This window comes from Microbacterium sp. bgisy207, from assembly GCF_965345035.1.
Taxonomy (GTDB): Bacteria; Actinomycetota; Actinomycetes; order Actinomycetales; family Microbacteriaceae; genus Microbacterium.
In genome coordinates, this window is record NZ_CBDRMG010000008.1 from 169,094 (window position 1) to 193,061 (window position 23,968).

Sequence of the window (23,968 nt, forward strand, 5' to 3'; positions counted from 1 at the left end):
CTCAGACCTCGCTCATCTCCATCAAGTCATCGACCGGAAAGCCCTCGATCTCATCGAACTCGTCCGCCCCAGACGCGTCGACCTCGAGTTCGGGCAGGGACTTCGCGATGTCGCGCACATCCAACTGACCGATCACCACGTCGGCGACGAGTCTGGTGCGGAACTCGCGGAGCAGTTCGATTTCACTCTCGATGCGTCGCTTGGCCGCGACGATCGCACTCGTCTCTCGACGCTGGGTCGAGACAATTCGCCGCTGGTCGTCAAGTGACGGCACACGCACAGGGAGCGCGCCGACGTCACCGATTCGGAGGTGGCCGACGGTGCTGCCGTTTGTCGCGACAGCAATGAACCTACGCGCCGGCTCCGCGTAGATCGCCAGCAGTAGGTATTCAGGGAGGACCGTTTTCAGATTCGGGCGGAAGTACATCATCCGCTGCCCCATACAGAGGTCCTGGCGGGCTGGAACGAGAGCGGCCTCGCCAGCAGGCGCCTCGCGGGTGAAGAAGACGTCACCGTGCTTTGGCGCGCCTCGCTCCGTCCATGTCACGAAGTTGTCGTGGTCCGTTGGGTAGCTGCCCTCCATCGTAAATTGACCTCCTCGAACACACGTTGTGCGCACAACGTGGAATTCACCGTCTTCAACGAATTCAGGCGTTCGATTCTTGCAGTCAACGATCCGAAGGCAGACGTCCTTGGTGCGTAGGAGCGGAGCGCTCGGGAGATCCATGAGCGCACCCGTGATCGCAGAGCGCTCCTCCTCGAGAAGTGCGATTAGCCGACGCTTGGCGGCGATGGCCTTGTCAATGCGGGCGCTGGCGTGGGCGAGGTATTTGACGATGGCTGCCTGCTCGTCGACCGGCGGGACCAGACACGGCATGCGTTTCAGATCTGGCCAGCCGAGCTGCTGCCGCAGTCCACTGCCCATCCCGTAGATGCGCTTCGTCGAGTCGACGGCCGCGAGATAGTGGTAGGCGTAGTCAGTGGTCCACGGGTGCTTGGAACGGAGGCCGATATACGCGGAGGTGATGATGCCGCGGTCACGCACCCGTCCGACACGGATGCTCCTCTGGTCGTTCTGAAGGTCGGTCGGGCGGATGACGATGTCCTCCGGCTCGAGGATCTGATAGCCCTCGTAGGAGTCAGGGACGAGGCCACGCTGCTTCTCGACCGGCTTCACAATCACGCGCCCGTGGCTGAGGGACAGCACCTGAGATTCAGCGACCCCCGTGTTGCGTGCCTTGTTCTCGGCGATGACCGCGATTCCCGGCACGACCTGCCAGTGCGCTGGAACTGCCGTCGACCAGAACTCAACTGGTCGGGTCGCCTTGTACTTCGGAAGACCGGTGAACATCACGCCTCACCCTGCGCAACAGCAAGCAGGTCATCGGGGTTCCAGACCTGCTTGGCGATCGCGCGGTAGAGGTTCCCGCGCTCGACCACGTCGGCTGCCTTGAACTCGTCGTACGGCTTGAACGGGAGGCCGCTCGACTTGGTGAAGGCGAGGAAGCCGGGGTTCTTCTCGTAGCTCAGCGAGTTGAGGCTGGCCGCGAGGAGGTTCTGGCTGAAGTAGTGCGGAAGCTTCGCCTCGTAGGGGTCGTCGTTATAGCTGGCGTTGAACTGCTTTGGCAGCAGAAGCAGGTCGCCGATCCGGTTCCGGTGACGGGCGAAGTCGGCCTCGTGGCTGAACTCGTCGGTGTGACGCTCGGGGTGGTCGGCCCAGATGTGCTCGACCTCGTACTTCACTCCGGTGCCGTTGGTGAGCTCGATGTAGTTGGACGCCTGGCCCGAGGCGACGGTGATGTAGTCGGTGATCCGAGCCAGGATCTTGTGGAGCTGGCCGCGGTTCTGCTGGTGGACGTAGAGATCGTCGTTGCTGTCGAACGTCTCGGGAATGCTGCCGAGCTGCTTGTGCAGGGCCTTTGCGAGGTCTGGCACCTTGAGGCCGCGGATGTCGCGCATGACGTTGAACATCGCATACTGCATGGTCGAGTAGTCGGTGGCCCGGAAGTTCCAGATCCGCCAAGCCAGCAGGATGTCGGCGAAGCGCCCGACGAGCTCGAACTTGCGCTCGATCGTCGCCTGGTCGTCGGTGACGCGCAGGGGGGCGAGAAGCAGTTGGTCCTGGAGCGTGAACCGATGATCAGCGTTGTAGCGGATGAACCGCAACGAGCTGGCCGGGTCGAAGGCGCCGAGCGTGGCGTCGATGATTCGCTCGTACTGGCGGCTGTAGAAGTCGAAGTCGACCGTCACGAAGTCGTAGTACGCCTGGCGACTGGTCAGGCCGACGCGCTCGTGGTCGCCGCGCAGCCATCGGTGGAACTCGGTGCCGATGCGGTCCCAGTCTTCGGGGCGGGCATCCTTCTTGCGCTCGCGGATCTTGGTGGAGTACTGGCTTCGCAGCCAAGTCTTGAGGAAGTCGGAGCTCGCTTCATCCGCTTTCTCCTCGAGCTCTCGCAGCCGCTTGCGCCACAGCTCGTTCGCCTTGGTGCGGGGGGCGCCGTCGTCGATGTTGGCGAGCAGATAGCCCTTCAGCATGTCGGCCGGGGTTAGCTTCAGCCCACGGTCGTTCATGGTCTCGAAGATCGCGTACGCGTCGTCATCGGCGAACGCGGTGATCTGGACAAGCTGGACTCGATCCTTGAGCCAGTCAATGAAGAACGGCAGTGCCGCCTCGCGAAGCTCGGCGGGGAAGAGCCCGTCGAGCTCCTCGTAACGGGCGACGAGGGTATGGACCGACTCGGGGTCGTCGGGCTGCGGGTCGTAGTTGCCGTCTTCGAAGAGGGCGCTCATGCAGTCATTGCGGTCGGCGACGTCGAGGTTGAAGGACTTCTCGCCGAACTTCTCCGAGAAGATCAGCGGGTCGACGTCGACCTTGTCAGGTCGGTCCTGCTGCAGTCGGCGCAGGAACGTCAGCAGCAGGGTCAGGCTGGTCAGGCGCTGCTGGCCGTCGACCACGAACGGCTCGCTGCCCTTCTGGGAGATGATGATGGACCCAAGGTAGTAGCCCGGGTACTTCGCGACGTCCTTGCGCGCGTGATTGCGCTCGTACAGGTCGAGGAACTTCGTGGTGAGGTCGGCGACCAGCTCCGCCATCTGCTTCGACTCCCACTTGTACTCGCGCTGGTAGTAGTCAATGGAGTACTTCTGGTTCGCTAGGACCCCCGCCACGGTCTTGGCGACACCATCGATGCTGCGCTCTATGTTGCTCACTGCGCTCCTCCCGCGATCTCGGAGATGAGGTCCTCGGTCTCTGCTTCGAGAGCGCGGATGTCGGCCTGGATCTCGGCGAGCGTCCGCATCGGCGCCGGCTTGTAGAAGTGGCGGGTGAAGGAGATCTCGTAGCCGATCTTGGTCTTCGTCTCGTCGATCCACGCGTCGGGTGTGTAGGGAAGCACCTCGCGGCGGAAGAAGGCCTCTATGCCGTTGGCGTACTCACCCGCCGGCTCGTTCAGAGGGACCTGTTCGGAGTCGCGGAGGTCGGTGTCGGGCTCGTACTGGACGACGCAAGTCTTGCCGTCGATCACCGCCTCGAACAGGCCGTGGAGGGGATCTGGCTGGGCGGAGTACGGCAGGACCTTTTTGATGATGGCCGGCGCGTTCTCGTCGCGCTTTCCCTCCTCCTTCAGCTTCTTGATCTCCGCAGCCTTGTACACCCGGCCTTCGTCGGCGCCTACGATCCGCAGCGGCCGCTCGACCACGATCTTGGAGTAGCCGAAGTCGCGGTTGTCAAAGATCTTGGAGTGTTCCGGGTCGTCGGCCTGGTCGAACGCAAGGAAAGTCTCAAGCACGCGATCGCTGTCGATTTCGCTGAGCTCGACTGCCTTCTCACCGAGGTTCTTCCGCAGTGGGGTGTGCCACTCAGTGGCATCGATGAGCTGCACCTTGCCCTTGCGACACTCCTCCTTACGGTTGCTCAGCACCCACACGTACGTCGCGATGCCGGTGTTGTAGAACATCTTGAGCGGCAATGCGACGATCGCCTCGAGCCAGTCGTTCTCGATGACCCAGCGGCGGATGTTGCTCTCGCCTTGGCCGGCGTCTCCGGTGAAGAGCGACGAGCCGTTATGGACTTCCGCGATGCGACTCCCGAGGGCGGTGTTGTGCTTCATCTTTGAGATGAGGTTGGCCAGGAACATCATCTGGCCGTCGCTGCTCCGTGTCACCAGCGAGTACTCGGGGTCGCCGGCGTGCTCGACCACGAACCGCGGGTCTCGGATGTTCTTGGCGCCGCCCATGCGTTCCTGGTCGGTCTTCCAGCTCTTGCCGTAGGGCGGGTTGGAGAGCATGAAATCGAACTCGCGACTAGCGAACGCATCGTTCGAAAGCGTCGACCATTCCGGCCCTCCGACGATGTTGTCGGCGGCCTCGCCCTCGCCCTTGAGGATCAGGTCCGCCTTGGCGATGGCGTACGTTTCGGCGTTGATCTCCTGCCCGAACAGGTGGGTCTTGACTTTGTGGCCTCGTTGTGAGGTCAGCTGCTGGAGCGTCTCCTCCGCGACGGTCAGCATGCCGCCGGTGCCCATGGCGCCGTCGTAGAGTAGGTAGCTGCCGGACTGGATCTTGTCGGCGATCGGCTCGAACATCAGCCGCGTCATCAGCCGAACTGCGTCGCGAGGAGTCCAGTGCTCACCGGCTTCTTCGTTGTTCTCCTCGTTGAAGCGGCGGACCAGTTCCTCGAAGACGGTGCCCATGCCGTGGTTGTCGAGCCCGCGGGGGGAGAGGTCGAGGCTGGGGTCGAGGAACTTCTCGATTAGTGTGCCGAGGGCATCAGCCTTAGTCAGCCGTGGAATCTGGTTGCGGAACTCGAAGTTGTCGAGGATCTCCTGCACGTTCGGTGAGAAGCCGTCGAGGTAGGCCTCGAAGTCGAGCTTGAGCCGCGCGGCGCTACTGATCGAGCGCAGGTCCCGCAGCGTGAAGCCGGAAGTGTTGTAGAAGTCCTCGCCGGCGGCCTGGCGCAGCGCGGCGTCCTTGTTGACGATTCCGGCCGCCGTGAGCGCCTTGTTGGTCTCGACCACGTTGTCGCGAGTCGGCTCCAGCACGCTGTCAAGCCGACGGAGGACCGTGAACGGGAGGATGACATCGCGGTACTTGCCGCGCACGTAAAGGTCGCGCAGGACATCGTCAGCAATAGCCCAAATGAGGGAAACGATGCGGGCGTAGCTAGATTGGTTCACTTCTCACCGAGCGATCTTGTAACGAGGACTTGGGCGACCTGGCGCGGGTGCGGCCGCCCACGAGGAGCGCGCGGACCGCAGCGCAGCGAGGACCGCACGCACCGCAGTGGGTTGCCGCACCGCCGGCCGGAGGCCGGCCTTGAACGAGTAAAGAAAGTTCTCACAGCTCGTCGTCGCCGAGGTCTTGTAGGGCGCGGCTCGCGGCACGAGCCTTGTCGGCAGCCGGCAGCCATGGGTGAAAGCCACGCTCAGACTCGGCGGCTGCCATCGCTCGGTCGAGCGCGTCGGAGATACCGCGGAGATCCTCGAAGCCGAGGGCGCGGATGCCCGAACGGATCGCGTCAAGGTTGGGTTCCTCCGAGAGCAATGCCTCGATCGCCTCGACGGTCTTCGGCGTGTACCGCTTCGCGAATGACTGTGTGATCGCTCCCTGCATTGCAGCGAGTTCGCCGATCGGCGGCTTCGGTTGGTGGAACTTGTGCGTGTAAGCGTTGAAGACGCTGCGATAGTCCCGTGTGGCTCGATCGGCGGCTTCGGCTGCCCACGACATCTGCAGGAACGCTTCGTCGTGGTTCTGCGGCGTCTCGCCGCTGATCTTCTGAGTGTCCATTGCCTCGACCCCGGCAGCGGCTCGCTCCTTGAGTCGCTGGAGGACGTTGCGAACCGGGTCGGGGACAACGCCCCACGTCGGCAGTGCCGGCAGTTCGCTCATGGTGACCCCTCCACGGCTCCGAGCTTACTCGTGTGCCGTTTTTCTGCGCGTAGAGACACCGAAGCACTAAGTGAGAAAAAGGTTGACTGCATGAGTAGGAAGTGTGATGCTGTTCCTGTGAGCAAAAAGTTCACCAGTTGAGAGGAACTAGTAATGGCAATCCAGTCAGCAATCCCGGTCAGCTTCGACGCGTTCTTCCCGCGGGGTGCGTTCGTCGTCGGCGAGGTCGAGCCGATCGTCAAGTGGTCCGACGACGGCGAGCGGCAGGGGCAGGATCTCGACAAGAACTCCGGTCACCCGCTTTGGCAGGTCCGCGTGATCGACGCCGACCCCGACGCCAAGAAGGGCCAGGGCGAGGTCACTGTCAAGATCGCGAGCATCTCCGAGCCGCAGCTGCCGCCCGAGCTGAACGGCCTGCCGTTCCGCCCGGCTGTGTTCGAGGGGCTCACCGTGACGCCGTACGTCAAGGAGGGGCAGGGGCGTCCTCGCGTCGCATACTCGCTCCGCGCCCGCGAAATGAAGCCGGCGCCCAAGCCGCGGGGTGCCGAGTAATGCGAACCGCCGTACCGCGTGAGCTGCGGAGCTGGGGTGACGAGATCGCCATTCTCCTGCGCCGGTGGTGGTGGGCTGCAGCGCTTGTGGTTGTCGTCTCATGGCTGCCGCCGGTGCCGGCCGTGCAGGTTGCGTTCAACGTCGGATGCCTGGCGCTTGTCTTCATGCTCGGCCTTTGGCTGACGGTGACGGCGCTGCGGATGCCGCGCCGTGCCGAGGACAAGTGGAGGCGCGATGTCTCGCGCAACATCCTCGCGAACTGGCCCGGGGTAGCGATGCGCGTCGGCCTCGGAGTCCCCGGCTACGGAACGCGCGGCATGGTGGTCCCCGCAATCAGCGCGCCTGTGTGGGAGGGGTGGGCCTGCGCCGTCGCCATTGCCCTCCCGCAAGGACTCGGCCGTGAGCACCTGCAGGCGCAGGCAGATCTACTCGCGCAGGCCTTCGGCGCACGCCGCGCGACGGTCCACGGTGAGCACATCGGCGCGATGGTGCTGCGGCTCGAGTTCGTGGATGCGCTCGAGTTCGCGTTCTCCCTCGACCTGCCCGTGGCGTGGGACGGCAAGACGGTCCCGATGGGCAGAGACGCAACAGGCGAACCTTGGTCGCTTCGCCTCGGTCCCCACACCCTCGTGGCCGGCGCATCGGGCAGCGGCAAAGCATCGCTGGTGTGGGGTCTGCTCCTCGGACTCGCCGAACCCATCCACAGCGGCCTCGTCGAGGTCTGGGGCATCGACCGCAAGGGCGGCATGGAACTCGCGCTCGGGCGCTCGCTGCTGACGAGATTTGCCGCCGACGCTGAGCGCTCGGTAATTCTGCTCGAGGCTGCCGTCGCCGCGATGCAACAGCGAGCGAAGGATCTCGCGGGCACGACCCGACAGCACGTCGCGACCCTCGACAGCCCGACGATCGTCGTGCTGATCGACGAGCTCGCGGCGCTCACCGCGTACGAAACCGATCGAGATCTGCTCCGCCGGGCAAACTCCGCGCTCGCGACTCTCGCCTCACAGGGCCGCGCTGTCGGATTCATCGTGTTCGCCTGTCTCCAAGATCCGCGCAAGGAGACGTTGCCGGCGCGCGGCCTCTTCACTCAGACGGTCGGGCTCCGACTGCGTGACCGCATGGAGACCGCGATGGTCCTCGGCGACGGAGCCGTGGCGGCGGGTGCACGCTGCCACGAGATCTCGCCCACGACACCCGGCGTTGCCTATGTCCTGCCCGAAGATGGCCGCCCTCCCGAGCGTGTCCGCGCCGGACTGATCACCGACGACATGATCCGCGACGTCGCGTCCCGATATGCCGCACCGCGGCAGGTGCCTGTCGTCATCCCCGAACCGCCGTTGCCCGAGGAACGCCAGCCTCGAGCACGTCGCACACCGCGATCTCCGCGTCGCTCGTCACGAAAGGAAACCGCATCATGAACCGCATCTATGGCCTCGAAATCGTCTCCGTAATCGCCGTCACCTCCGCCACTGTGCTCGCGCTGTCGGGATGTTCTGCGCCGTCGGCGCCCGTCGCTTCGTCTTCAGTAGAGGGCGCGGCCCCCACATCAGAGCCACAGTGCAACCTGGGCGAAGAATTCGACCACGACGCGATGACCACGGTGGCGCGGTACGACGCTCCCGTGAGCGCCGACTACTACCTCGAGCACTACGGGCCTTGGGTCGCGAATGAGTCGTGCACAGACTCTCAAGTGCTCGCCTGGCAGCAGCTCCGCCGCGAGAACGGCGAGAGCGATGAGATCTGCCGCGTCGTCTATGAGTACGACACTTCGATGGGGCGCGTCTCCCCGATCGGCTGCGCGGTGCCCGTGATGGTGGTGACCGATGCGTCTCGATGAGTCAGTCGCGCGGCGGCTCCGCAGCGAAGAATACGACCGCTGGATGCACAACGTCGCCTCGACGGGCTACTGCCTCAACCCGGTGCGTCTCGTCGGATCCTCGACGACGCTCCACGAGGCATCCGGCGAGATCCTCTCGGAGTACTCGTCGACGAGCGAACCAGACGGCGTCACCTTCACTCGATGCGGCAATCGACGCGCCACACGCTGCGAGTCCTGCAGTCACGAGTACAAGGGCGACACCTGGCACATGATCATGGCCGGCGCCGCGGGAGGGATAAAGGAGGTGCCAGAGGAGGTCGCCGAGCATCCCATGGTCTTCCTCACGCTCACAGCCCCGTCGTTCGGAGCCGTTCACACGACCGCCGTCGACCGGCGCACCGGCGTCTGCGAGCACGGTAAGCCGAGAGGATGCCGTTGCCACCACGACGACGACGACCCGCAGCGCGGCGATGCGGTGTGCGCCGAGTGCTACGACTACGTCGGTCACGTCGTCTGGCAGTACCACGCGCCCGAGCTGTGGCGACGGTTCACAATCCGGCTGCGTCGTGAGCTGGCTCGCTCGCTGGGGATGACGCAGCGCGCAGCGGCCCGCGTCGTGCGACTGCAGTTCGCGAAGGTCGCCGAGTTCCAGCGTCGAGGAGTCGTGCACTTCCACGCGATCATCCGGCTCGACGGCATCCATCCCGAGCTCCCTTTCCCGGCGCCGCCGGCCGCAGTGACGACCGATCACTTGGTGACCGCGATCCAGTTCGCCGTGAGGAAGACGAGCGTCGCTGCGGCTCCACTTCCTGGCGACGCGAGGACTCGCACACTCACCTGGGGCAAGCAGTTCGACGTGCGGCCGATCGTGCGTCGCGAGGGTCTTGACGGTGCACTGTCCGACCGCGCTGTGGCCGCCTACATCGCGAAGTACGCCACCAAAGCGACCGAAGACCTCGAGCCGACGGGTGCCGGCCGTGATCACATCAAGCGCATCAAGGCGACCGTTCGCGAGCTGGCGGCTGTCGTCGATCCCGAAGGACCGTACGAGCAACTGCATCGCTGGGACGGGATGCTCGGCTTCCGAGGGCACTTCTCCACGAAGTCACGGCGCTACTCCGTGACCCTCGGATCGCTCCGTGGCGCACGACGGATCTGGCGCCTCAAGCACCTGCTCGCACGGACGAAGCCGACCGAGGAGATCAGCCCCGACGAGGTACTCGTCATCGGCTCATGGGCTTATGCCGGCATGGGCTGGCTCACCGACGGCGACAAAGCACTCGCGAGAGAAGCCGCGGATGCCGCCCGCCAGTGGCGCCACGATCGAGCACGAGATCGCAACACTCCACCCACCGAAAGGAGCACGACATGACCACTCACACGCTCGCCGACGACCCCGAGACCGACGTCGCCGATCATTCCGAGCACAACGACTACCTGACTCGCCGCGAGGCGGCCGCGCTCTGCCGCGTACCGCTGTCGACCTTCGACTCGCTGCGGCGGCAGAACCGGTTCCCGTTCCCCGACGCGCACATGGGCAAGCACATGCTCTGGCGGGCGTCGACGGTCGCTGCGTTCCTCGAGGCCGGCGGTACCCGCGGTGTCGGCTGAACGGGGCGAGCGGATCGACCCGAAGACCCGGCGTCCGCTGCCCGAGGGCATCCGTTTCCGCAAGGACCGCGGCAAGTACCAGGTGCGCATCTGGGCGATCGGTCTGAACGGCGAGCAGCGCGAACGCTCGACCTACGTTGAGACGCTCGCCGAAGCCAAGAAGCTCCGTGCGGAGACGCTCACTCGCCGGTATCCCGATGGCGACATGACGCTGACCCAGTGGCACTCGCGCCACTGGCCGGTCATCGAGGGCAGCGTGCGTGCGTCGACGGCGCGTGCATACGAGCGCGGATGGCGGCTGCGGGTGAAGCCGTGGCTTGGTCACGTGAAGCTCGAGAAGCTCACGGCGGGCGTCATCGAGGAGGCGATCATCGGATGGGACGGAAGCACCTCCACGCGCATCGATGCGCTCTCGGTGCTGAGTCGCCTGCTCGATGGCGCTGTCCGCGCGCATCTCGTGCCGCTGAACCAGGCGCGTCTCGCTCGTCGTCCGAAGCCCGAGTCGACGACGAGCCTGCGCTCGCGCGCGCTCACGGCCGCGGAGGTGCCGACGCTGCTTTCAGCGATCGATGATGCGCACTATCGGCGCTACATCGCCGCTCTCGTCTACACCGGTATGCGTGCCAACGAGGCGACGGCATTGCGCATGGAAGACGTCGATCTTGCGCATCGGACGATCCACGTGCGGCGCGCATTCAGCATCGGCGCGGACGGGCGCGGCGTTGAGCTGACGCCGAAGAGCCATAAAGAACGGGACGTGCCGATCCCCACGCCGCTCGTCGCGCCGCTAACCGAGGCCATGGCCGGCAAGCACCGCGGCGACCTCGTCTTCACTGGTCCTCGCGGGGGGCGGATCAACGCCTCGAACGTCCGTCGCGCGATCGACTGGAAGACGCTCCGAACCAAGCTGCACCGCGATGACCTGCGGCTCCACGACCTGCGCCACACGCTCGCCACGATGCTGTTCGATGCCGGCGCCTCTGCCAACGACGTCCAGGCCGTGCTTGGGCACTCGAGCATGCAGATGACCGAGCGCTACAGCCGCGCCCGCTCCGACGTCGCCCGTCGCGCGGCTGCGGCGATCGACTCGCTCTTCGGTGAGGGGGAGTGATGGACGTCCATCGCAAGCTCGACGAGCTGCTTGCCAACCCGGAATGCCACGCCATCCTCGTGAACGCGCTGGGGGAGTACCGCAGCCTGCTGCACCGCAACGCCGACGACTTTGCCGACGAGTTCGAGCTGGCGCACATCGAGCGCTCGGTCGCGCACATCGATGCGCTCGACGACGTTTTCGAGCGGTGGCCATGATTCTCGAAATTGGTATGTCCGCGAAGCAGCGAAACCGAGGCCTATACGTATGAGGCGCAATCGCGCCAACGCGGAGAGGAAAACAGCATGACTACAGAATCCCCTCAGCCGTTGTCCCGGCTCGAACTCGTGTACACGCCGCTCGGCGACTACTTGCGCGGCATAGATCCGGTAGAGGACGCCGTCCTGTCGTTCGCTGAGATCGAAGCCGTGATCGGTCGGCCACTGCCTGACCAGGCGCGGGTGAAGCCCTACTGGTGGGAGTCCATTCCCCGCCAGCCGCAGAGCAGGGCATGGCTCCGCGCCGATCGTCGGGCTGAAGTCGACCTCTCCGCGGAAACGGTCACCTTCGTCTGGGAGATCTTCGCCCGGAACAACCCGCTCGAGCGCATCCAGGAAATTCGATCCAGCTGGCTAGGGTACGCCAGAACATCCCTGACGCACCCGCCGCGATCTCACGACGACCCGCACGTCGAGCTTGGGTGGTGGGAGCCGCATCAGGTCTACCTGCTCCATCTGCCTCAGTTCGCGCAGTACAAGGTGGGTCTGACCCGAGTCGGCAGCAAGCGAATATCTGCGGTGGGCGGCGCGGCCGCTGTCGTGGTCGACCGCATGACCCTCGCGAACAGATGGGCCGCACTCGTCATCGAGCATCACGTGCTCGATCTCGCATGGGACGCGTGGGAGCGTCCTGACAGGTTTGCATTTGGCGATCGGGGGGAGACAGAGAGGTGGAGCGATTGGCTTGTCCCTCCTCCGCTGTCATCCATTCATGATTCTCTGGCGGAGGACGTTCAGCTTCCCGGCTGGGCACTAAGCATCTTTCGGAGCGAGACGTGAATCAGCGAGCTGATGGGGCGAGCGGGAGGGGTGCCGAGGCGTCACGTGCCCACGGGGATGACCGGTTCGCCAATGCGATGGACGCGGTTCGGGCCGCCGCGCGCGGTGACATCTCGCGCAGAGAGCTTGCCCGGATTTTGCAGTCGTGGGAGTACGAGCCGCAGCACAGGACGGTGGGCCTGTTGGACGACTGGGGAGAGCGCCGGCCCAACAGCTTCGATGCCGTTTACCACGCCTTCGTTTCGGACCTGATTGACGAGGACACCTACGAGGCGATCGCTCGACGGCTGGACGAAGCGGACGGGAGTCGTTGAGTTCAGTTGAGGTGCCCCACCGGGCGCAGACCGCTCATTCACTCAGGTCAGGGTGGCGCTATCCTGGCAGGTTATGAAAAATCAGGAACAAGATCGTTTGGTGGTGCTCGGCGGGATCGAGTACGACATCGTATTCGCGTCCGAGATCGACGACGAGCAGCGCATCGAACTCGATCTCCCCACCCGCGGCACGCGTTGCACCTGTGCGGTTTGCGTCTGCGAGAACGACGCGGACGCTGGATCCGTCGAGCATCCGATGTGCGGCTGCTGCCTCGCCGATTGTCCCGACGTTCACCCCGCACGGTGACATCAGTACTCTGCTCCTATGCCGAGGGAGCCCTACAACGTTCGGGTGCTGCGGGGGAAAGCCGTGGCCTCGCTCAAGAACGGCGTCACGGCGTTCAACAGCCTTGAGGACGCAGGCCGCTTGACCACCGTGCTGCTCAGTTTTCAGCACGCCTTCGAAATGCTCTTGAAGGGCGCGCTCGACTCCAAGAAGGTCCAGGTGTTCGACCGTCGATCGGGCAAGTCAATCGGCCTCGAAAGAGCAATCAATCTCGCTCAGCAGACGGACGGCATCAAGCTCACGGACGACGAGGCCGGCACGATACGGGCGCTCGATGCGCTGCGCGACGCCGAGCAACATTGGTATGTCGTCGTGGACGAGGGCATGCTCTACCTGTACGTTCGGGCTGCTGTGACGTTGTTCGACGATCTCCTCATGCGGGTGTTCGACGTTCGGTTGTCTGACCACCTCCCAAGCAGGGTGCTGCCGATCAGCGCGGAGCCCCCGCAGGAGCTGAGCATCCTGGTTGATCGTGAATATGAACGGGTAGCGAGCCTCTTGCGCCCGGGCCGTCGAGCCTCGGCTGAAGCGGACGCCCGCATTCGAGCGCTGCTCGCAACCGAAGCGCTCGCTGACCCAGGCGCGGCAGAAGTTAGCGAAACCGACGTGCGCCGTGTGGCACGAGGTATCCGTGAGGGCAAGACCAGGGAGCAGGTGTTCCCTAAACTGAGCGGCTACTCGACGAGTACGAGCGGTGCTGGCCTCACGGTTGAAGTCCGGGTCGTGAGGTCAGGCGGGCTGCCGGTGAGCTACACGACCGATCCCGCCATGGAGCCTGCGGCCATCCGGACGGTGGACCTGCAGAAGAAGTTCTATATGGGGCCACTTGACCTCGCTGCTCGTGCCGGCCTCAAGCAGAATCACGCACTCGCGTTGCGTCGTCACCTTGGGCTCGATGCGGACGACGACACCTACTCTCACGAGTTTGTGTTTGGTAGGTCGAAGCACCGTAGGTACTCCGACAACGCGTTGCGAGCGCTCAAGGAGGCGCTCCCGAAAGTGGATCTTGGAAACGTCTGGCGGGCACATCGAACGATCGCGTTCAACAGCCCGGCGGGACCTCTTCCTGCATGCGCCGAGCCGGGGTGCGTTCACTCTCGGACAGGCTGACCGTCGCGCAACGAGGCCGCCGTAGGAAACGACCACACGCTGGCTCAGCCTGCTCGTCAGGCGCCACAACTCTACGGTGTTCATGTCAGGACGGCGTGATACCGAAGTTGACCTTTTCGGGTCGTCGACGCTGATCGATAGGTTTATCTTCGGTCTACCGTCGGTCGGATGGGTTCGATATCGTAACAATCGCCCGTGCTTTGGGGTGTCGGTCTCAAGAGTGAACGAGTCCGTGAAAGTATCTGGCGGCACCGAAACTCTGTGTGCTGCCTTGACCGGGGGAGGTCCGATGGCTAGCGTTCCAGATTTCAAGATAAGTGAGGTAGTCAAGGCGCTCATCTTCGCGGCAGGCCTCGCGACTAACGTAACGCAGGGGCAGATTCAGTCGGCCGCCGCAAGCCTTGCCCGCGAGTACGGCGTGAGTCAGCAGCGAGAGATCGAAGCTGACATTGCTCGGCGGTTACGGAACCGGGGTTAGGTGACGTGGCTAGTCTTACGAATGAAAGTGCGCGAGACTTCCTGCTCGAGGGCGGAAGCGAACAGGCAGCATTGACACGGACCTTCCTGCAGGCAGTCTGGACAATGAATCCTCATCTCAGGCAAAAGGGTGGTCCATACCGCTCAACGCGGGGATTGGGCGCGTGGCCACTGTCCTTTTATGGCGTCGGCCAAGGACAGCTTGGCGACTACAGATCGACATTGATGCTTGAAGAAGACGGCACCTACTCACACTTTCTGATCGACGAGGACGGCGAGATGGAAATCGAGACGCCACGCCTTGGTCCGGATGCCGACGCCACATCGACGGACATCGGGCCGTCGTTCTTCGTTCAATGGGTCGTTCGTGGAGAGGCGGATGGATCCTTCGTCATAGATCGTCCAGCTTGGGAAGGACCCTCAGGTCAAGAACCAATGGTGGATGTGCTAGCGCGAAGCCTAGTCGCGGTGGGGAGCGGCGTCTTGCCGCCGATCTTCACGCGCGATGCCGAACTTCGCCGCTGACATCTATGCCGCCTTGGCTTTTTCGGCGTGCTCCGACGTCTGCAGCCAATGTGTGAGGATCTCATTGCCTGGGCGCGACTCCCTTCGTGGCGCCTGGGATCCCCTCAAACCCGGATAGGCAGGCTAATTAAGTCTTCTGAGGTCGTTTCTAGCCGTGTCGACCGCGCGTTCCGCATTTCTGACCGCGGCCCGCGCTGGGCCGACTTTATCGAAGCCTCGCTCGAGGTCTTGCTTCTCCGTGCGCAGATGGCCTTCGAGAACGAGCTTCGCCGCCGCGAGCTCACTTTCGAGCCGCCTTAGCGTGGCCTGCGCTTGCTCTTTCGGTGTCGACATAATGCTCCTCTGCGTGTGATCAGTCCGCTCCGGGACCGAACTCTCGGACGAGGTCGGGACTGTCCCGAACGTGAAGCTCGAAGTTCAACGCCTGCTGCTCCTTCGAGTAGGAGATGTGCTGATTGGTCAACTCAATGATTATGTTCGACCGGCGCATACTCTTGATCGTCTCGAGCATCTCAGGGGAGTGTCCTCTGCCTGCTAGGTCGCTTACGTCGATGTCTCCGGACTTGACTCGGGCTATGTGGGCGTCGAGCTCTGTCTTGGCAGTGGCGATCTCCAGCGTCCTATCCGCGATCTGTGCTCGCGTCCACGTCTGATACGGCCTAGGCATTTGAAACCTCTCCCGGAGTCCAACGGAGCGGGCGCTGTCGCGATTGAGGGAGAATCTATTGGGGGATGTGCTGACCCTGCAAACTTTCAGCCCGTGCTCCACTCTGTCCTGACCGGCCCCAGACCGGCCCAGCTGCGGAGCGGAATCGCGAGCTGGCACCGGCATCAGCTCTCCCTCAATGCTCCGTTCGTCAAACGGCCTAGAGAGAAACGACGTTCTACCAGGGAAAGAAGAAACCCCCGTGTGTAGAAGCCACACGAGGGTCCCAGTGGCTCCGACGGGCGTCGATCCCGTGACCTCACGATTTTCAGTCGTGCGCTCTACCAACTGAGCTACAGAGCCTCACGGCATCCGTGAATGCCGCGTCCTAGACGAAAGGCCCTCTCGAAAAAGGGCCCGTCGCTCGGAGCGACCCTGACGGGACTTGAACCCGCGACCTCCGCCGTGACAGGGCGGCACGCTAACCAACTGCGCTACAGGGCCATGCTTATTCAATTGTAGGGTGACCCCAACGGGATTCGAACCCGTGCTACCGCCGTGAAAGGGCGGCGTCCTAGGCCGCTAAACGATGGGGCCGGATGAACTCCAGCATCCTTCGAGAGGACCGCGGGCGCTCACGCTTACCGACGGTCAAGCATACGCAATACCCGAGGGATGCGCCAATCGACGGCGCGACACACGGATGGTGACCTTGCCCTCCCCGCGCGGGTCTGCCTTCAGCGGAGCGGCGTCGGCGGTAGCGTCGGCCCCGTGCCGGTGCCGTCCCCGCAGAGATTCCGCCACTCGCCCGCGTGGTTCCTCGGTCGCGTCGTGCGCCGCATCCGTCTGTTCGCCAAGCCCCGCCTCGAGATCGCGACCGACGAACCCGAGTGGATCATCGAACACGACGTCCCTGTCACCGTTAGGGACGGCACAGTGCTGCGGGTCAACGTTTTCCGGCCGCGCAGCGACGATCCGGTGCCTGTCATCGTGTCGGCCCATCCCTATGGGAAAGACCAGATCCCGGCGCGGGCGAAGAACCGCCGCGCCGTCAACCCGCAGCATCGCATCATCCCGCAGCCGAGTCCCGTCCGCATTTCCGCGTGGACCGGATGGGAGGCGCCGGACCCCGCGTTCTGGGTGCCGCGCGGATACGCGATCGTGAACGCGGATGCCCGGGGCGGCGGAACCTCCGAAGGCGTGGCGCGTCTGTTCGAGACGCAGGAAGCCGACGACTACGAAGACCTGATCGCGTGGGCCGGGACGCAGCCGTGGTCAAGCGGCAGGGTTGGTCTCGACGGCGTCTCGTACCTGGCGATCTCGCAGTACGCCGTGGCCGCCCGTCGCCCGGAGCACCTGGCGGCGATCTGTCCGTGGGAAGGGTTCAGCGACCTCTACCGCGACTTCGCCTGGCCCGGCGGCATCCGAGAGAACGGCTTCGCGGTGCTGTGGACGACGATGACATCCCGCGCCGCCCGACTCGCCCCGCCGCCGCTGCGCCGCGAGCTGGCGAGGCACGCGACGCGCGGCCAGTGGTACCGCGACCGCACCCCCGACATCGACCGCATCGGCGTGCCGGTACTGGTCTGCGGCAGCTTCTCCGACCACAACCTCCACACGCGAGGCTCCTTCGAGGTCTTCCGCAGAGCCGGGCGGGCGCTTCCGGAGCGTCCCGCCCGCTGGCTCTATACCCACCGCGGCGGCAAGTGGTCGACCTACTACAGCACGGATGCTGCCCGCATCCGTGCCCGCTTCTTCGATCACACGCTGCGGGGAATCGACAACGGCTGGGACGCGCTCGCACCGGTCCGCCTGGCCGTCTACGAGCGCGGGCCGGTGCCGGTCGCGGTGACTGCGGAGCCGGAATGGCCGCCGCCGGATCTGCGGATGCGGAGACTGCACCTGGACGGGATGGACGGATGCCTCACCGACGCCGTGCCGAGGGCGACGGTGCAGACCGGGTTCGCGGTGGATGGTCCCGGACTCGAGTGGAGGTGGCGCATCCCTGAAGACACTGACATCATCGGGCCGATGGCGCTGCGGCTTCATGTGGCAGCGCGCGGGGCTGACGACCTCACGCTGTTCGTCGGCATCCGGAAGGTCTCGGACGGCGCTGTCGTGCCGTTCGAGGGCTCGTACGGTTTCGACAGCGCCTGGATGTCGTACGGGTGGCAGCGGGTGGGATTCCGCGACCTCGATGCCGACCTGTCGAGCGACCTGCATCCCGTGCACACGTTCGCGCAGCTCTCGCCACTGCGGCCCGGCGAGGTTCGCCCGGTCGACATCGAGCTACGCGAGCAGGCGACCCGCTTCCGCGCCGGGGATGAGTTGAGGCTCGTCTTGCGGGGACGGTGGGTCCATAGCCGCAATCCCGTCACCGGCAGCTTCCCCGCTGGATACGCCCGCCGCCGGGGCGGCGTTGCGATCGTGCACACCGGCCCGGAGCATCCGTCGGCGCTCCTGCTCGGGCACCGCCCGCCGGCCGGATCGCTCGACGAGCCGTGGCTCGGGGAGGCCCCGTGAGCGGCGTCGCGGGGCGGCGCGCTGTTGTCGCGGCGACGGATGCCCAGTATCGACACCCGCGAGAAACCTGTTGCTTCTGTGACTGGTGTTGTTAGTGTGAAGACGTCCCGCGTGACAGGAGGATCTGGTGGAGCTCGACTCGAGCCCGGAAGAGTGCGGCTGCGCGCCCACGCCGCGTGAGCTCCGCGTGCTCTCGCGCCGGTCCGCCCTCGGAATCGGAATCGCGGGCGGGTTGGCCCTCTTCGGCGGTGTCTCGGCGTTCAGCCTCGCGCCGGCGTTTGCCCAGTCGTATCCGAGCTGGGATGACGTGCAGAACGCGAAGGCGAACGAAGCCGCCAAGGCGCGTGAAGTCACCCGCATCGAGGGGCTCATTCAGAACCTCACGGCCGAAGTCGAGCGCACCCAGGCCGAGGCCCAGCGGCTGTCCGATGAGTTCTACGTCGCCCAGCAGGCCTTCTTCGACGCCGCCAAACGTGCCGACGACCTGCAGGCCCAGGCGGACGCGCAGGCCGCTGCCGCCGATGAGGCCGCGCAGAAGGCGGGACGCATCGCCGCGCAGCTCTACCGCGACGGCGGCGATGACACCGCGATGCAGTTGTTCTTCTCCGGTTCGGCGGTCGGCGCCGATGAGCTGCTGGCGCGGCTCGGAACGATGGACAAGCTCCTGGAGCGGAACCAGACGGTCTATGCCGAGGCTGTCACGGCGCGGGATTCCGCGCAGAGCCTCAGCGACCAGGCTGTGCAGGCTCGCAACGAGCGCGACCGCCTGCAGCAGGAGGCCGAGCAGAAGATGGTGGCAGCGCAAGAAGCCGCCGCAGCTGCACAGGTCGCACTCGACAATCAGACCGCGCACCTCGGCGAGCTCGAGGCTCAGCTGTCTGCGCTGAAGGACGAAACCGCGAAGACGGTCGCCGGTTACCAGGCGGGCGTGGAGGCGGCACGCAAGGCGCGCGAAGAGGCAGAGCGCAAGGCGCGTGAAGAAGCGGAGCGCATCGCGCGCGAGCAGGCAGCCGCGGGGGGCGGCAACGGCGGCGCCGTCACGGGTGGCGGATGGGCGCGCCCGTCCTCCGGGTACGTCTCCTCGGGCTATGGCCCCCGTTCGAGTGTCTGTAACGCGAACTACTGCTCCTCGAGCTGGCACTACGGCTATGACTTCGCCCCCGGATGCTCCGCCGCGATCTACGCTGCCGGATCCGGTCGCGTCGTCTACGCGGGATACAACGGCGGCTACGGCTACTACATCAAGATCGACCACGGCGGCGGCATCGGCACCGGCTACGCCCACATCCGCCAGGGCGGCATCTTCGTCGGCTACGGTCAGCAGGTGTCGGCCGGTCAGGTCATCGCGAGCGTCGGCAACACCGGCAACTCCTTCGGCTGCCACCTGCACTTCGAGACCTACGTCAACGGCGCCGCCGTCAACCCGTCCGGGTTCATGGCCGCCCGCGGCGTGTACTTCTGATCCGGCCGCTCACGCGCGTCACGCCGGTCGAGAACAAAGGAAGCCGCGGCATCCGTCTCGGATACCGCGGCTTCCGTGAAAAGGGGCGCGGGTGTCAGAGCGTGTTGGGCGCTTCGCCCTCACCCTGCGTGCGGGTTTCGCCCTCGTGCTCGTCGAAGCGCTCGACGGCCTCGGCGATCAGGCGCTCCGCCTCGGCGGCATCGGCCCAGTCATCGACCTTGACCCACTTGCCGGGCTCGAGGTCCTTGTAGTGCTCGAAGAAGTGAGCGATCTCCTTCTTCGTGTAGTCGGGGATGTCGGCGACGTCCTGGATGTGGTCCCAGCGCGGGTCCTTCGCGAGGACCGCGACGACCTTGTCGTCACCGCCGGCCTCGTCGCTCATCTTGAGGACGCCCACGGGGCGGACCTTCGCCAGGATGCCGGGGTAGAGGTCCCGGTCGAGGAGGATGAGCACGTCGAGCGGGTCGCCGTCCTCGCCGAGGGTGTTCTCGAAGAAGCCGTAGTTGGCCGGGTAGCCGAAGACGGTGTACAGGATGCGGTCGAGGAAGACCCGTCCGGTGCCGTGGTCGACTTCGTACTTCACGCGGCTGCCGCGGGGGATCTCGATGACGGCGTCGTACGCGCCCATACTGTGTGCTCCTTTGTCGGTGACGGGGTGCCGCGACCAGCCTAGTGCGCCGGATTCCGCGCTCCCACGCCTGTCGCGACGGAGCCGACTCCCCTCGCCAGACCGGTTCGGCGGGGTGCCCGGCCGCGCCGATGTCGGGGGAGACGGAAAGTGACGGGTGAGCAGACGCGGGCGGCCCGGTAGCGTTGCGGCGTGGACGTTCGCCCGGGCTTGGATCCCGCCGTCGCGGAGGTGCGCCGGGCGGTGCGTGGCGCACTCGAGACTGTTCCCGAGCGCGGGACCGTGATCGTCGCGCTCTCGGGCGGAGCGGACTCGCTGGCGCTCGCGTCGGCGGTGGCGTTCGAGGCTCCGAAGCGAGGTGTCACGGCGATCTCGGTGACGGTCGATCACGGCCTCCAAGACGGGTCGGCAGAGGTCGCGGCCCGCGCCGCGGCGACAGCCGAGGCGCTCGGCCTCCCCGCCCGCGTCGTGCGCGTCGTCGTGCGTGACGGCGCAGGACCTGAGGCTGCGGCTCGTGACGCGCGATACGGTGCCCTCGATGCCGTCGCCCGAGAGGCCGGCGCAGCCGCGATCCTCGTCGCCCACACTCTCGACGATCAGGCCGAGACGGTGCTGCTGGGCCTTGCCCGCGGGTCCGGGACGGCGAGCCTGCAGGGCATGGCGCCCGTCAGCGAACGGGACGACGGATGTGTCATCCTGCGTCCCCTCCTCGAGGTGCGGCGCACGACAACTCAGGCCGCGTGCGCGGCGGAGCGCCTCGCACCCTGGGCCGACCCCCACAACACCGACCCCCGCTACGCGCGCGTGCGGGTGCGCGAGCGGGTGCTTCCCGTGCTCGAACGGGAGCTCGGACCGGGGGTTGCGGAGGCGCTCGCGCGCACGGCGAGCCAGCTGCGCGAGGACGCCGAGGCGTTCGCGGAGATGATCGACGAGATGATCGAAGACGTCGTCGAGCACGCCGAGGCGGGGATCTCGCTGTCGGTCGGCGCGCTGGCCGCCAACCCCGCGGCGCTGCGGCATCGCCTCATCCGTCATGTCGTCGCCGCCGAGTTCGGCCAGAGCCTCACGCGTTCGCAGACCCTCGATGTCGCACGCCTCGTGACCGGCTGGCGCGGGCAGGGACCGATCGATCTGCCCGGATGCCGCGCGGCCCGTGTCAGTGGACGGATCGAGTTCACCGCCCGCTGACCGTCCCCGTACACTCGGAGGCATGCGTGCCGAGGAGGTCCAGTCCGACATCACCCGCGTTCTGGTCACGGAGGAGCAGATCCAGGCCAAACTCGAGGAGATCGCCGCGCAGGTCACGGCGGACTACGCGGGCAAGGAACTCCTGCTCGTCGGCGTTCTCAAGGGCGCCGTCATGGTCATGGCCGACTTCGCTCGCGCGCTGCCGTCGCACATGACGATGGACTGGATGGCGGTCTCGTCCTACGGCACCGGCACGCGATCGAGCGGTGTCGTGCAGATCCGTAAGGACCTCGACACCGACCTGCACGGCAAGCACGTCCTGATCGTCGAAGACATCATCGACTCGGGCCTCACGCTCAGCTGGCTGCTGACGAACTTCGCGTCGCGCGGCGCGGCATCCGTCGAGGTCTTCGCGCTGCTGCGCAAACCGGATGCCGCGAAGGTCGAGGTGGACTGCCGCTACATCGGATTCGACATCCCGAACGAGTTCGTCGTCGGCTACGGTCTCGATTATGCGGAGAAGTACCGAAACCTCCGCGACGTCGCAATCCTCGCCCCTCACGTCTACAGCTGACGGGCCCTTCGCGCGGTCTGTTCCCGGTACGCCGTGGGCGAATGCTCAGTCGTGGCATAGCAAGCCCGCGATACCCTGAGTCCACCGTTCCCGCGTTCCCGCGCGGCGCGGCGCCTGATCGACGGAGGGACCGGGTTCACCCCGAACCATGGATTTCAAGAAGCTCACTCGCAACCCGCTGCTGTACGTCGCGCTCATCGCGGTGTTCCTCATCATCGGATTCACGCTCATCTCGAGCCTCGGTGGCGCGAAGCAGATCACGACCCAGCAGGGACTCGACCTGCTGGCAGGAAACACCGTGACGGAGGTCGTGAACACCGACGGTGATCAGCGTGTCGACATGACGCTCTCGGAGCCCTACGAGGGCGCGACCGACGTGCAGTTCTACTACGTGACAGCTCGCGCCGAGGAGGTCGTCAACGCGATCGACGCCGCCAACCCCGTCGACGGCTACAACGACGTCGTCCCGCGGGCCACGTGGTTCGACGGGTTCCTCTCCCTGTTCCTGCCGATCCTGCTGCTCGGTGTGCTGTTCTGGTTCCTGCTCTCGTCCGCGCAGGGCGGCGGCAGCAAGGTCATGCAGTTCGGTCGCTCGCGCGCCAAGCTCGTGACCAAGGAGACCCCGACCGTCACCTTCGAGGACGTCGCCGGATCCGACGAGGCGATCGAAGAGCTGCAGGAGATCAAGGACTTCCTCAAGGAGCCGGCCAAGTTCCAAGCCGTCGGCGCCCGCATCCCCAAGGGCGTGCTGCTGTACGGCCCTCCCGGAACCGGCAAGACACTGCTGGCCCGTGCGGTGGCCGGCGAGGCCGGCGTGCCGTTCTACTCCATCTCGGGCTCGGACTTCGTCGAGATGTTCGTCGGCGTCGGCGCGAGCCGCGTGCGCGACCTGTTCAACCAGGCCAAGGAGAACGCCCCCGCCATCATCTTCATCGACGAGATCGACGCGGTCGGCCGTCACCGCGGAGCCGGCATGGGCGGCGGTCACGACGAGCGCGAGCAGACGCTGAACCAGATGCTCGTCGAGATGGACGGCTTCGACCCCAAGGCCAACGTCATCGTCATCGCCGCGACCAACCGTCCCGACATCCTCGACCCCGCGCTGCTGCGCCCTGGACGCTTCGACCGCCAGATCGGTGTGGACGCGCCGGACCTGCAGGGACGCAAGCGCATTCTCGAGGTGCACGGCCGCGGAAAGCCGCTCGCCGACGGCGTCGACCTCGAAGTCGTCGCCCGCAAGACGCCCGGCTTCACCGGCGCCGACCTCGCGAACGTTCTCAACGAAGCGGCGCTGCTGACCGCCCGCTCCAACGCGCAGCTGATCGACAACCGTGCGCTGGACGAGGCGATCGACCGCGTACTGGCCGGCCCGCAACGCCGCACGCGCGTCATGAAAGACAAAGAGAAGCTCATCACGGCCTACCACGAGGGCGGTCACGCGCTCGCGGCGGCGGCGATGAACTACACCGACCCCGTCACCAAGATCACGATCCTGCCGCGCGGGCGAGCCCTCGGCTACACGATGGTCATGCCGCTTGACGACAAGTACTCCGTGACCCGCAACGAACTGCAGGACCAGCTGACCTACGCCATGGGCGGCCGTGTCGCCGAAGAGATCGTGTTCCACGACCCGACGACCGGCGCCTCCAACGACATCGAGAAGGCGACGAACATCGCGCGCAAGATGGTCACGGAGTACGGCATGACCACGGATGTCGGTCCGGTCAAGCTGGGCCAGAGCTCCGGCGAGGTCTTCATGGGTCGTGACATGGGTCACGGTCGCGACTACTCCGAACGGATCGCCGAGCGGGTGGATGCCGAGGTGCGCGCCCTCATCGAGCAGGCTCACAACGAGGCCTACCAGGTGATCAACGACAACCGCGAGATCCTCGACAAGCTCGCCCTCGAACTGCTCGAGAAGGAGACGCTCGACCACCTCGAGATCGAGGAGATCTTCAAGGACGTGAAGAAGCTGCCCGAGCGCCCGCAGTGGCTCTCGAGCGAGCAGCGTCCCGTGTCGGTGCTCCCGCCCGTGGAGGTCCCGCGTCGTCCCGCGCCGTCCAGCGTCGCCGCATCGACCGAGGCCGACTCCGGCCCTGCCGAGAAGGCGCCGCGACGCAGGCCGACCGGACAGGCGCGTCCCGCGACCGCGTAGGCTC

General features: G+C 65.6%; 23 protein-coding genes and 3 tRNA genes. 17 read left to right on the forward strand and 9 right to left on the reverse strand.

The annotated features are described in order from the left end of the window. Position 1: 1 nt before the first annotated feature. The 4 genes from ACSGC5_RS09885 to ACSGC5_RS09900 form a co-directional block, all read right to left on the reverse strand. Entirely contained in the window at positions 2–1,351 is a 1,350-nt protein-coding gene (locus ACSGC5_RS09885) for a restriction endonuclease subunit S (protein ID WP_434970458.1), read from the reverse strand. Then, entirely contained in the window at positions 1,351–3,210 is a 1,860-nt protein-coding gene (locus ACSGC5_RS09890) for a DUF262 domain-containing protein (protein WP_434970459.1), read from the reverse strand. Before ACSGC5_RS09890 ends, ACSGC5_RS09885 begins: the two co-directional genes overlap by 1 nt. Then, positions 3,207–5,174: a type I restriction-modification system subunit M gene (locus ACSGC5_RS09895; protein ID WP_434970460.1), complete on the reverse strand. Its 1,968-nt coding sequence runs from the start codon at positions 5,172–5,174 to the stop codon at positions 3,207–3,209. The genes ACSGC5_RS09890 and ACSGC5_RS09895 overlap by 4 nt, the downstream gene beginning before the upstream one ends. A gap of 160 nt (positions 5,175–5,334) precedes the next feature. Beyond that, positions 5,335–5,886 (reverse strand): hypothetical protein, encoded by a 552-nt coding sequence (locus ACSGC5_RS09900; protein WP_137418271.1) that lies wholly within the window; start codon positions 5,884–5,886, stop codon positions 5,335–5,337. Positions 5,887–6,039: 153 nt separating this feature from the next. Here ACSGC5_RS09900 and ACSGC5_RS09905 point away from each other — a divergent pair, with 153 nt between their 5' ends. The 12 genes from ACSGC5_RS09905 (at position 6,040) to ACSGC5_RS09960 (ending at position 14,788) form a co-directional block, all read left to right on the forward strand. After that, the gene (locus ACSGC5_RS09905; protein ID WP_058623021.1) at positions 6,040–6,438 is read left to right on the forward strand and encodes a hypothetical protein; all 399 of its coding nucleotides are present in this window, start codon (positions 6,040–6,042) and stop codon (positions 6,436–6,438) included. Further along, positions 6,438–7,856 (forward strand): FtsK/SpoIIIE domain-containing protein, encoded by a 1,419-nt coding sequence (locus ACSGC5_RS09910; RefSeq protein ID WP_434970461.1) that lies wholly within the window; start codon positions 6,438–6,440, stop codon positions 7,854–7,856. Before ACSGC5_RS09905 ends, ACSGC5_RS09910 begins: the two co-directional genes overlap by 1 nt. Beyond that, a complete protein-coding gene (locus ACSGC5_RS09915) occupies positions 7,853–8,275 on the forward strand; it encodes a hypothetical protein (RefSeq protein ID WP_434970462.1) in 423 nt (140 codons plus the stop codon). Before ACSGC5_RS09910 ends, ACSGC5_RS09915 begins: the two co-directional genes overlap by 4 nt. Beyond that, entirely contained in the window at positions 8,262–9,629 is a 1,368-nt protein-coding gene (locus tag ACSGC5_RS09920) for a replication initiator (RefSeq protein WP_434970463.1), read from the forward strand. Before ACSGC5_RS09915 ends, ACSGC5_RS09920 begins: the two co-directional genes overlap by 14 nt. Continuing rightward, on the forward strand, positions 9,626–9,868 hold the full coding sequence (locus tag ACSGC5_RS09925) for a helix-turn-helix transcriptional regulator (RefSeq protein WP_434970464.1): 243 nt from the start codon (positions 9,626–9,628) through the stop codon (positions 9,866–9,868). The genes ACSGC5_RS09920 and ACSGC5_RS09925 overlap by 4 nt, the downstream gene beginning before the upstream one ends. Then, complete coding sequence (locus tag ACSGC5_RS09930) at positions 9,858–10,979, forward strand: tyrosine-type recombinase/integrase (protein WP_434970465.1); 1,122 nt, start codon at positions 9,858–9,860, stop codon at positions 10,977–10,979. The genes ACSGC5_RS09925 and ACSGC5_RS09930 overlap by 11 nt, the downstream gene beginning before the upstream one ends. Then, on the forward strand, positions 10,979–11,176 hold the full coding sequence (locus tag ACSGC5_RS09935; RefSeq protein ID WP_434970466.1) for a hypothetical protein: 198 nt from the start codon (positions 10,979–10,981) through the stop codon (positions 11,174–11,176). The genes ACSGC5_RS09930 and ACSGC5_RS09935 overlap by 1 nt, the downstream gene beginning before the upstream one ends. Before the next feature lie 87 nt (positions 11,177–11,263). Continuing rightward, the gene (locus tag ACSGC5_RS09940; protein ID WP_434970467.1) at positions 11,264–12,016 is read left to right on the forward strand and encodes a hypothetical protein; all 753 of its coding nucleotides are present in this window, start codon (positions 11,264–11,266) and stop codon (positions 12,014–12,016) included. After that, on the forward strand, positions 12,013–12,330 hold the full coding sequence (locus ACSGC5_RS09945; protein WP_434970468.1) for a hypothetical protein: 318 nt from the start codon (positions 12,013–12,015) through the stop codon (positions 12,328–12,330). Before ACSGC5_RS09940 ends, ACSGC5_RS09945 begins: the two co-directional genes overlap by 4 nt. Before the next feature lie 73 nt (positions 12,331–12,403). Next, positions 12,404–12,637 carry a hypothetical protein gene (locus ACSGC5_RS09950; protein ID WP_434970469.1) on the forward strand — a complete coding sequence of 78 codons (234 nt, stop codon included), beginning with the start codon at positions 12,404–12,406 and terminating at the stop codon, positions 12,635–12,637. A gap of 18 nt (positions 12,638–12,655) precedes the next feature. Beyond that, complete coding sequence (locus ACSGC5_RS09955; RefSeq protein WP_434970470.1) at positions 12,656–13,786, forward strand: hypothetical protein; 1,131 nt, start codon at positions 12,656–12,658, stop codon at positions 13,784–13,786. Between the two features lie 483 nt (positions 13,787–14,269). Beyond that, a complete protein-coding gene (locus ACSGC5_RS09960; protein WP_434970471.1) occupies positions 14,270–14,788 on the forward strand; it encodes a hypothetical protein in 519 nt (172 codons plus the stop codon). 352 nt (positions 14,789–15,140) lie between these two features. Here ACSGC5_RS09960 and ACSGC5_RS09965 read toward each other — a convergent pair whose 3' ends face one another. The 4 genes from ACSGC5_RS09965 to ACSGC5_RS09980 form a co-directional block, all read right to left on the reverse strand. Then, positions 15,141–15,455: a hypothetical protein gene (locus tag ACSGC5_RS09965; protein ID WP_434970472.1), complete on the reverse strand. Its 315-nt coding sequence runs from the start codon at positions 15,453–15,455 to the stop codon at positions 15,141–15,143. A 269-nt stretch (positions 15,456–15,724) separates the two neighbouring features. After that, positions 15,725–15,797: transfer RNA gene (locus tag ACSGC5_RS09970), tRNA-Phe, on the reverse strand. 67 nt (positions 15,798–15,864) lie between these two features. Continuing rightward, positions 15,865–15,938: transfer RNA gene (locus tag ACSGC5_RS09975), tRNA-Asp, on the reverse strand. Positions 15,939–15,958: 20 nt separating this feature from the next. After that, positions 15,959–16,031 (reverse strand) — tRNA-Glu (locus ACSGC5_RS09980). A 174-nt stretch (positions 16,032–16,205) separates the two neighbouring features. On the opposite strand from ACSGC5_RS09980, the gene ACSGC5_RS09985 reads away from it, so the two are divergent. Together ACSGC5_RS09985 and ACSGC5_RS09990 are read left to right on the forward strand one after the other, a co-directional pair. Continuing rightward, entirely contained in the window at positions 16,206–17,957 is a 1,752-nt protein-coding gene (locus ACSGC5_RS09985) for a CocE/NonD family hydrolase (protein WP_434970473.1), read from the forward strand. Positions 17,958–18,084: 127 nt separating this feature from the next. Beyond that, positions 18,085–19,419 (forward strand): peptidoglycan DD-metalloendopeptidase family protein, encoded by a 1,335-nt coding sequence (locus ACSGC5_RS09990; protein WP_434970474.1) that lies wholly within the window; start codon positions 18,085–18,087, stop codon positions 19,417–19,419. 94 nt (positions 19,420–19,513) lie between these two features. Here the strand turns inward: ACSGC5_RS09990 and ppa are convergent, their stop codons facing one another. Next, on the reverse strand, positions 19,514–20,047 hold the full coding sequence (gene ppa / locus ACSGC5_RS09995; RefSeq protein WP_300590953.1) for an inorganic diphosphatase: 534 nt from the start codon (positions 20,045–20,047) through the stop codon (positions 19,514–19,516). A 192-nt stretch (positions 20,048–20,239) separates the two neighbouring features. Between ppa and tilS the strand changes: the two genes are divergently transcribed. The 3 genes from tilS to ftsH all read left to right on the forward strand — a co-directional run bounded on the left by tilS (position 20,240) and on the right by ftsH (position 23,964). Further along, positions 20,240–21,235: a tRNA lysidine(34) synthetase TilS gene (gene tilS, locus ACSGC5_RS10000; RefSeq protein WP_434970475.1), complete on the forward strand. Its 996-nt coding sequence runs from the start codon at positions 20,240–20,242 to the stop codon at positions 21,233–21,235. Between the two features lie 22 nt (positions 21,236–21,257). Then, positions 21,258–21,809 (forward strand): hypoxanthine phosphoribosyltransferase, encoded by a 552-nt coding sequence (gene hpt / locus ACSGC5_RS10005; RefSeq protein ID WP_300590955.1) that lies wholly within the window; start codon positions 21,258–21,260, stop codon positions 21,807–21,809. Between the two features lie 148 nt (positions 21,810–21,957). Continuing rightward, complete coding sequence (gene ftsH, locus ACSGC5_RS10010) at positions 21,958–23,964, forward strand: ATP-dependent zinc metalloprotease FtsH (RefSeq protein ID WP_434970476.1); 2,007 nt, start codon at positions 21,958–21,960, stop codon at positions 23,962–23,964. Positions 23,965–23,968 lie beyond the last annotated feature (4 nt).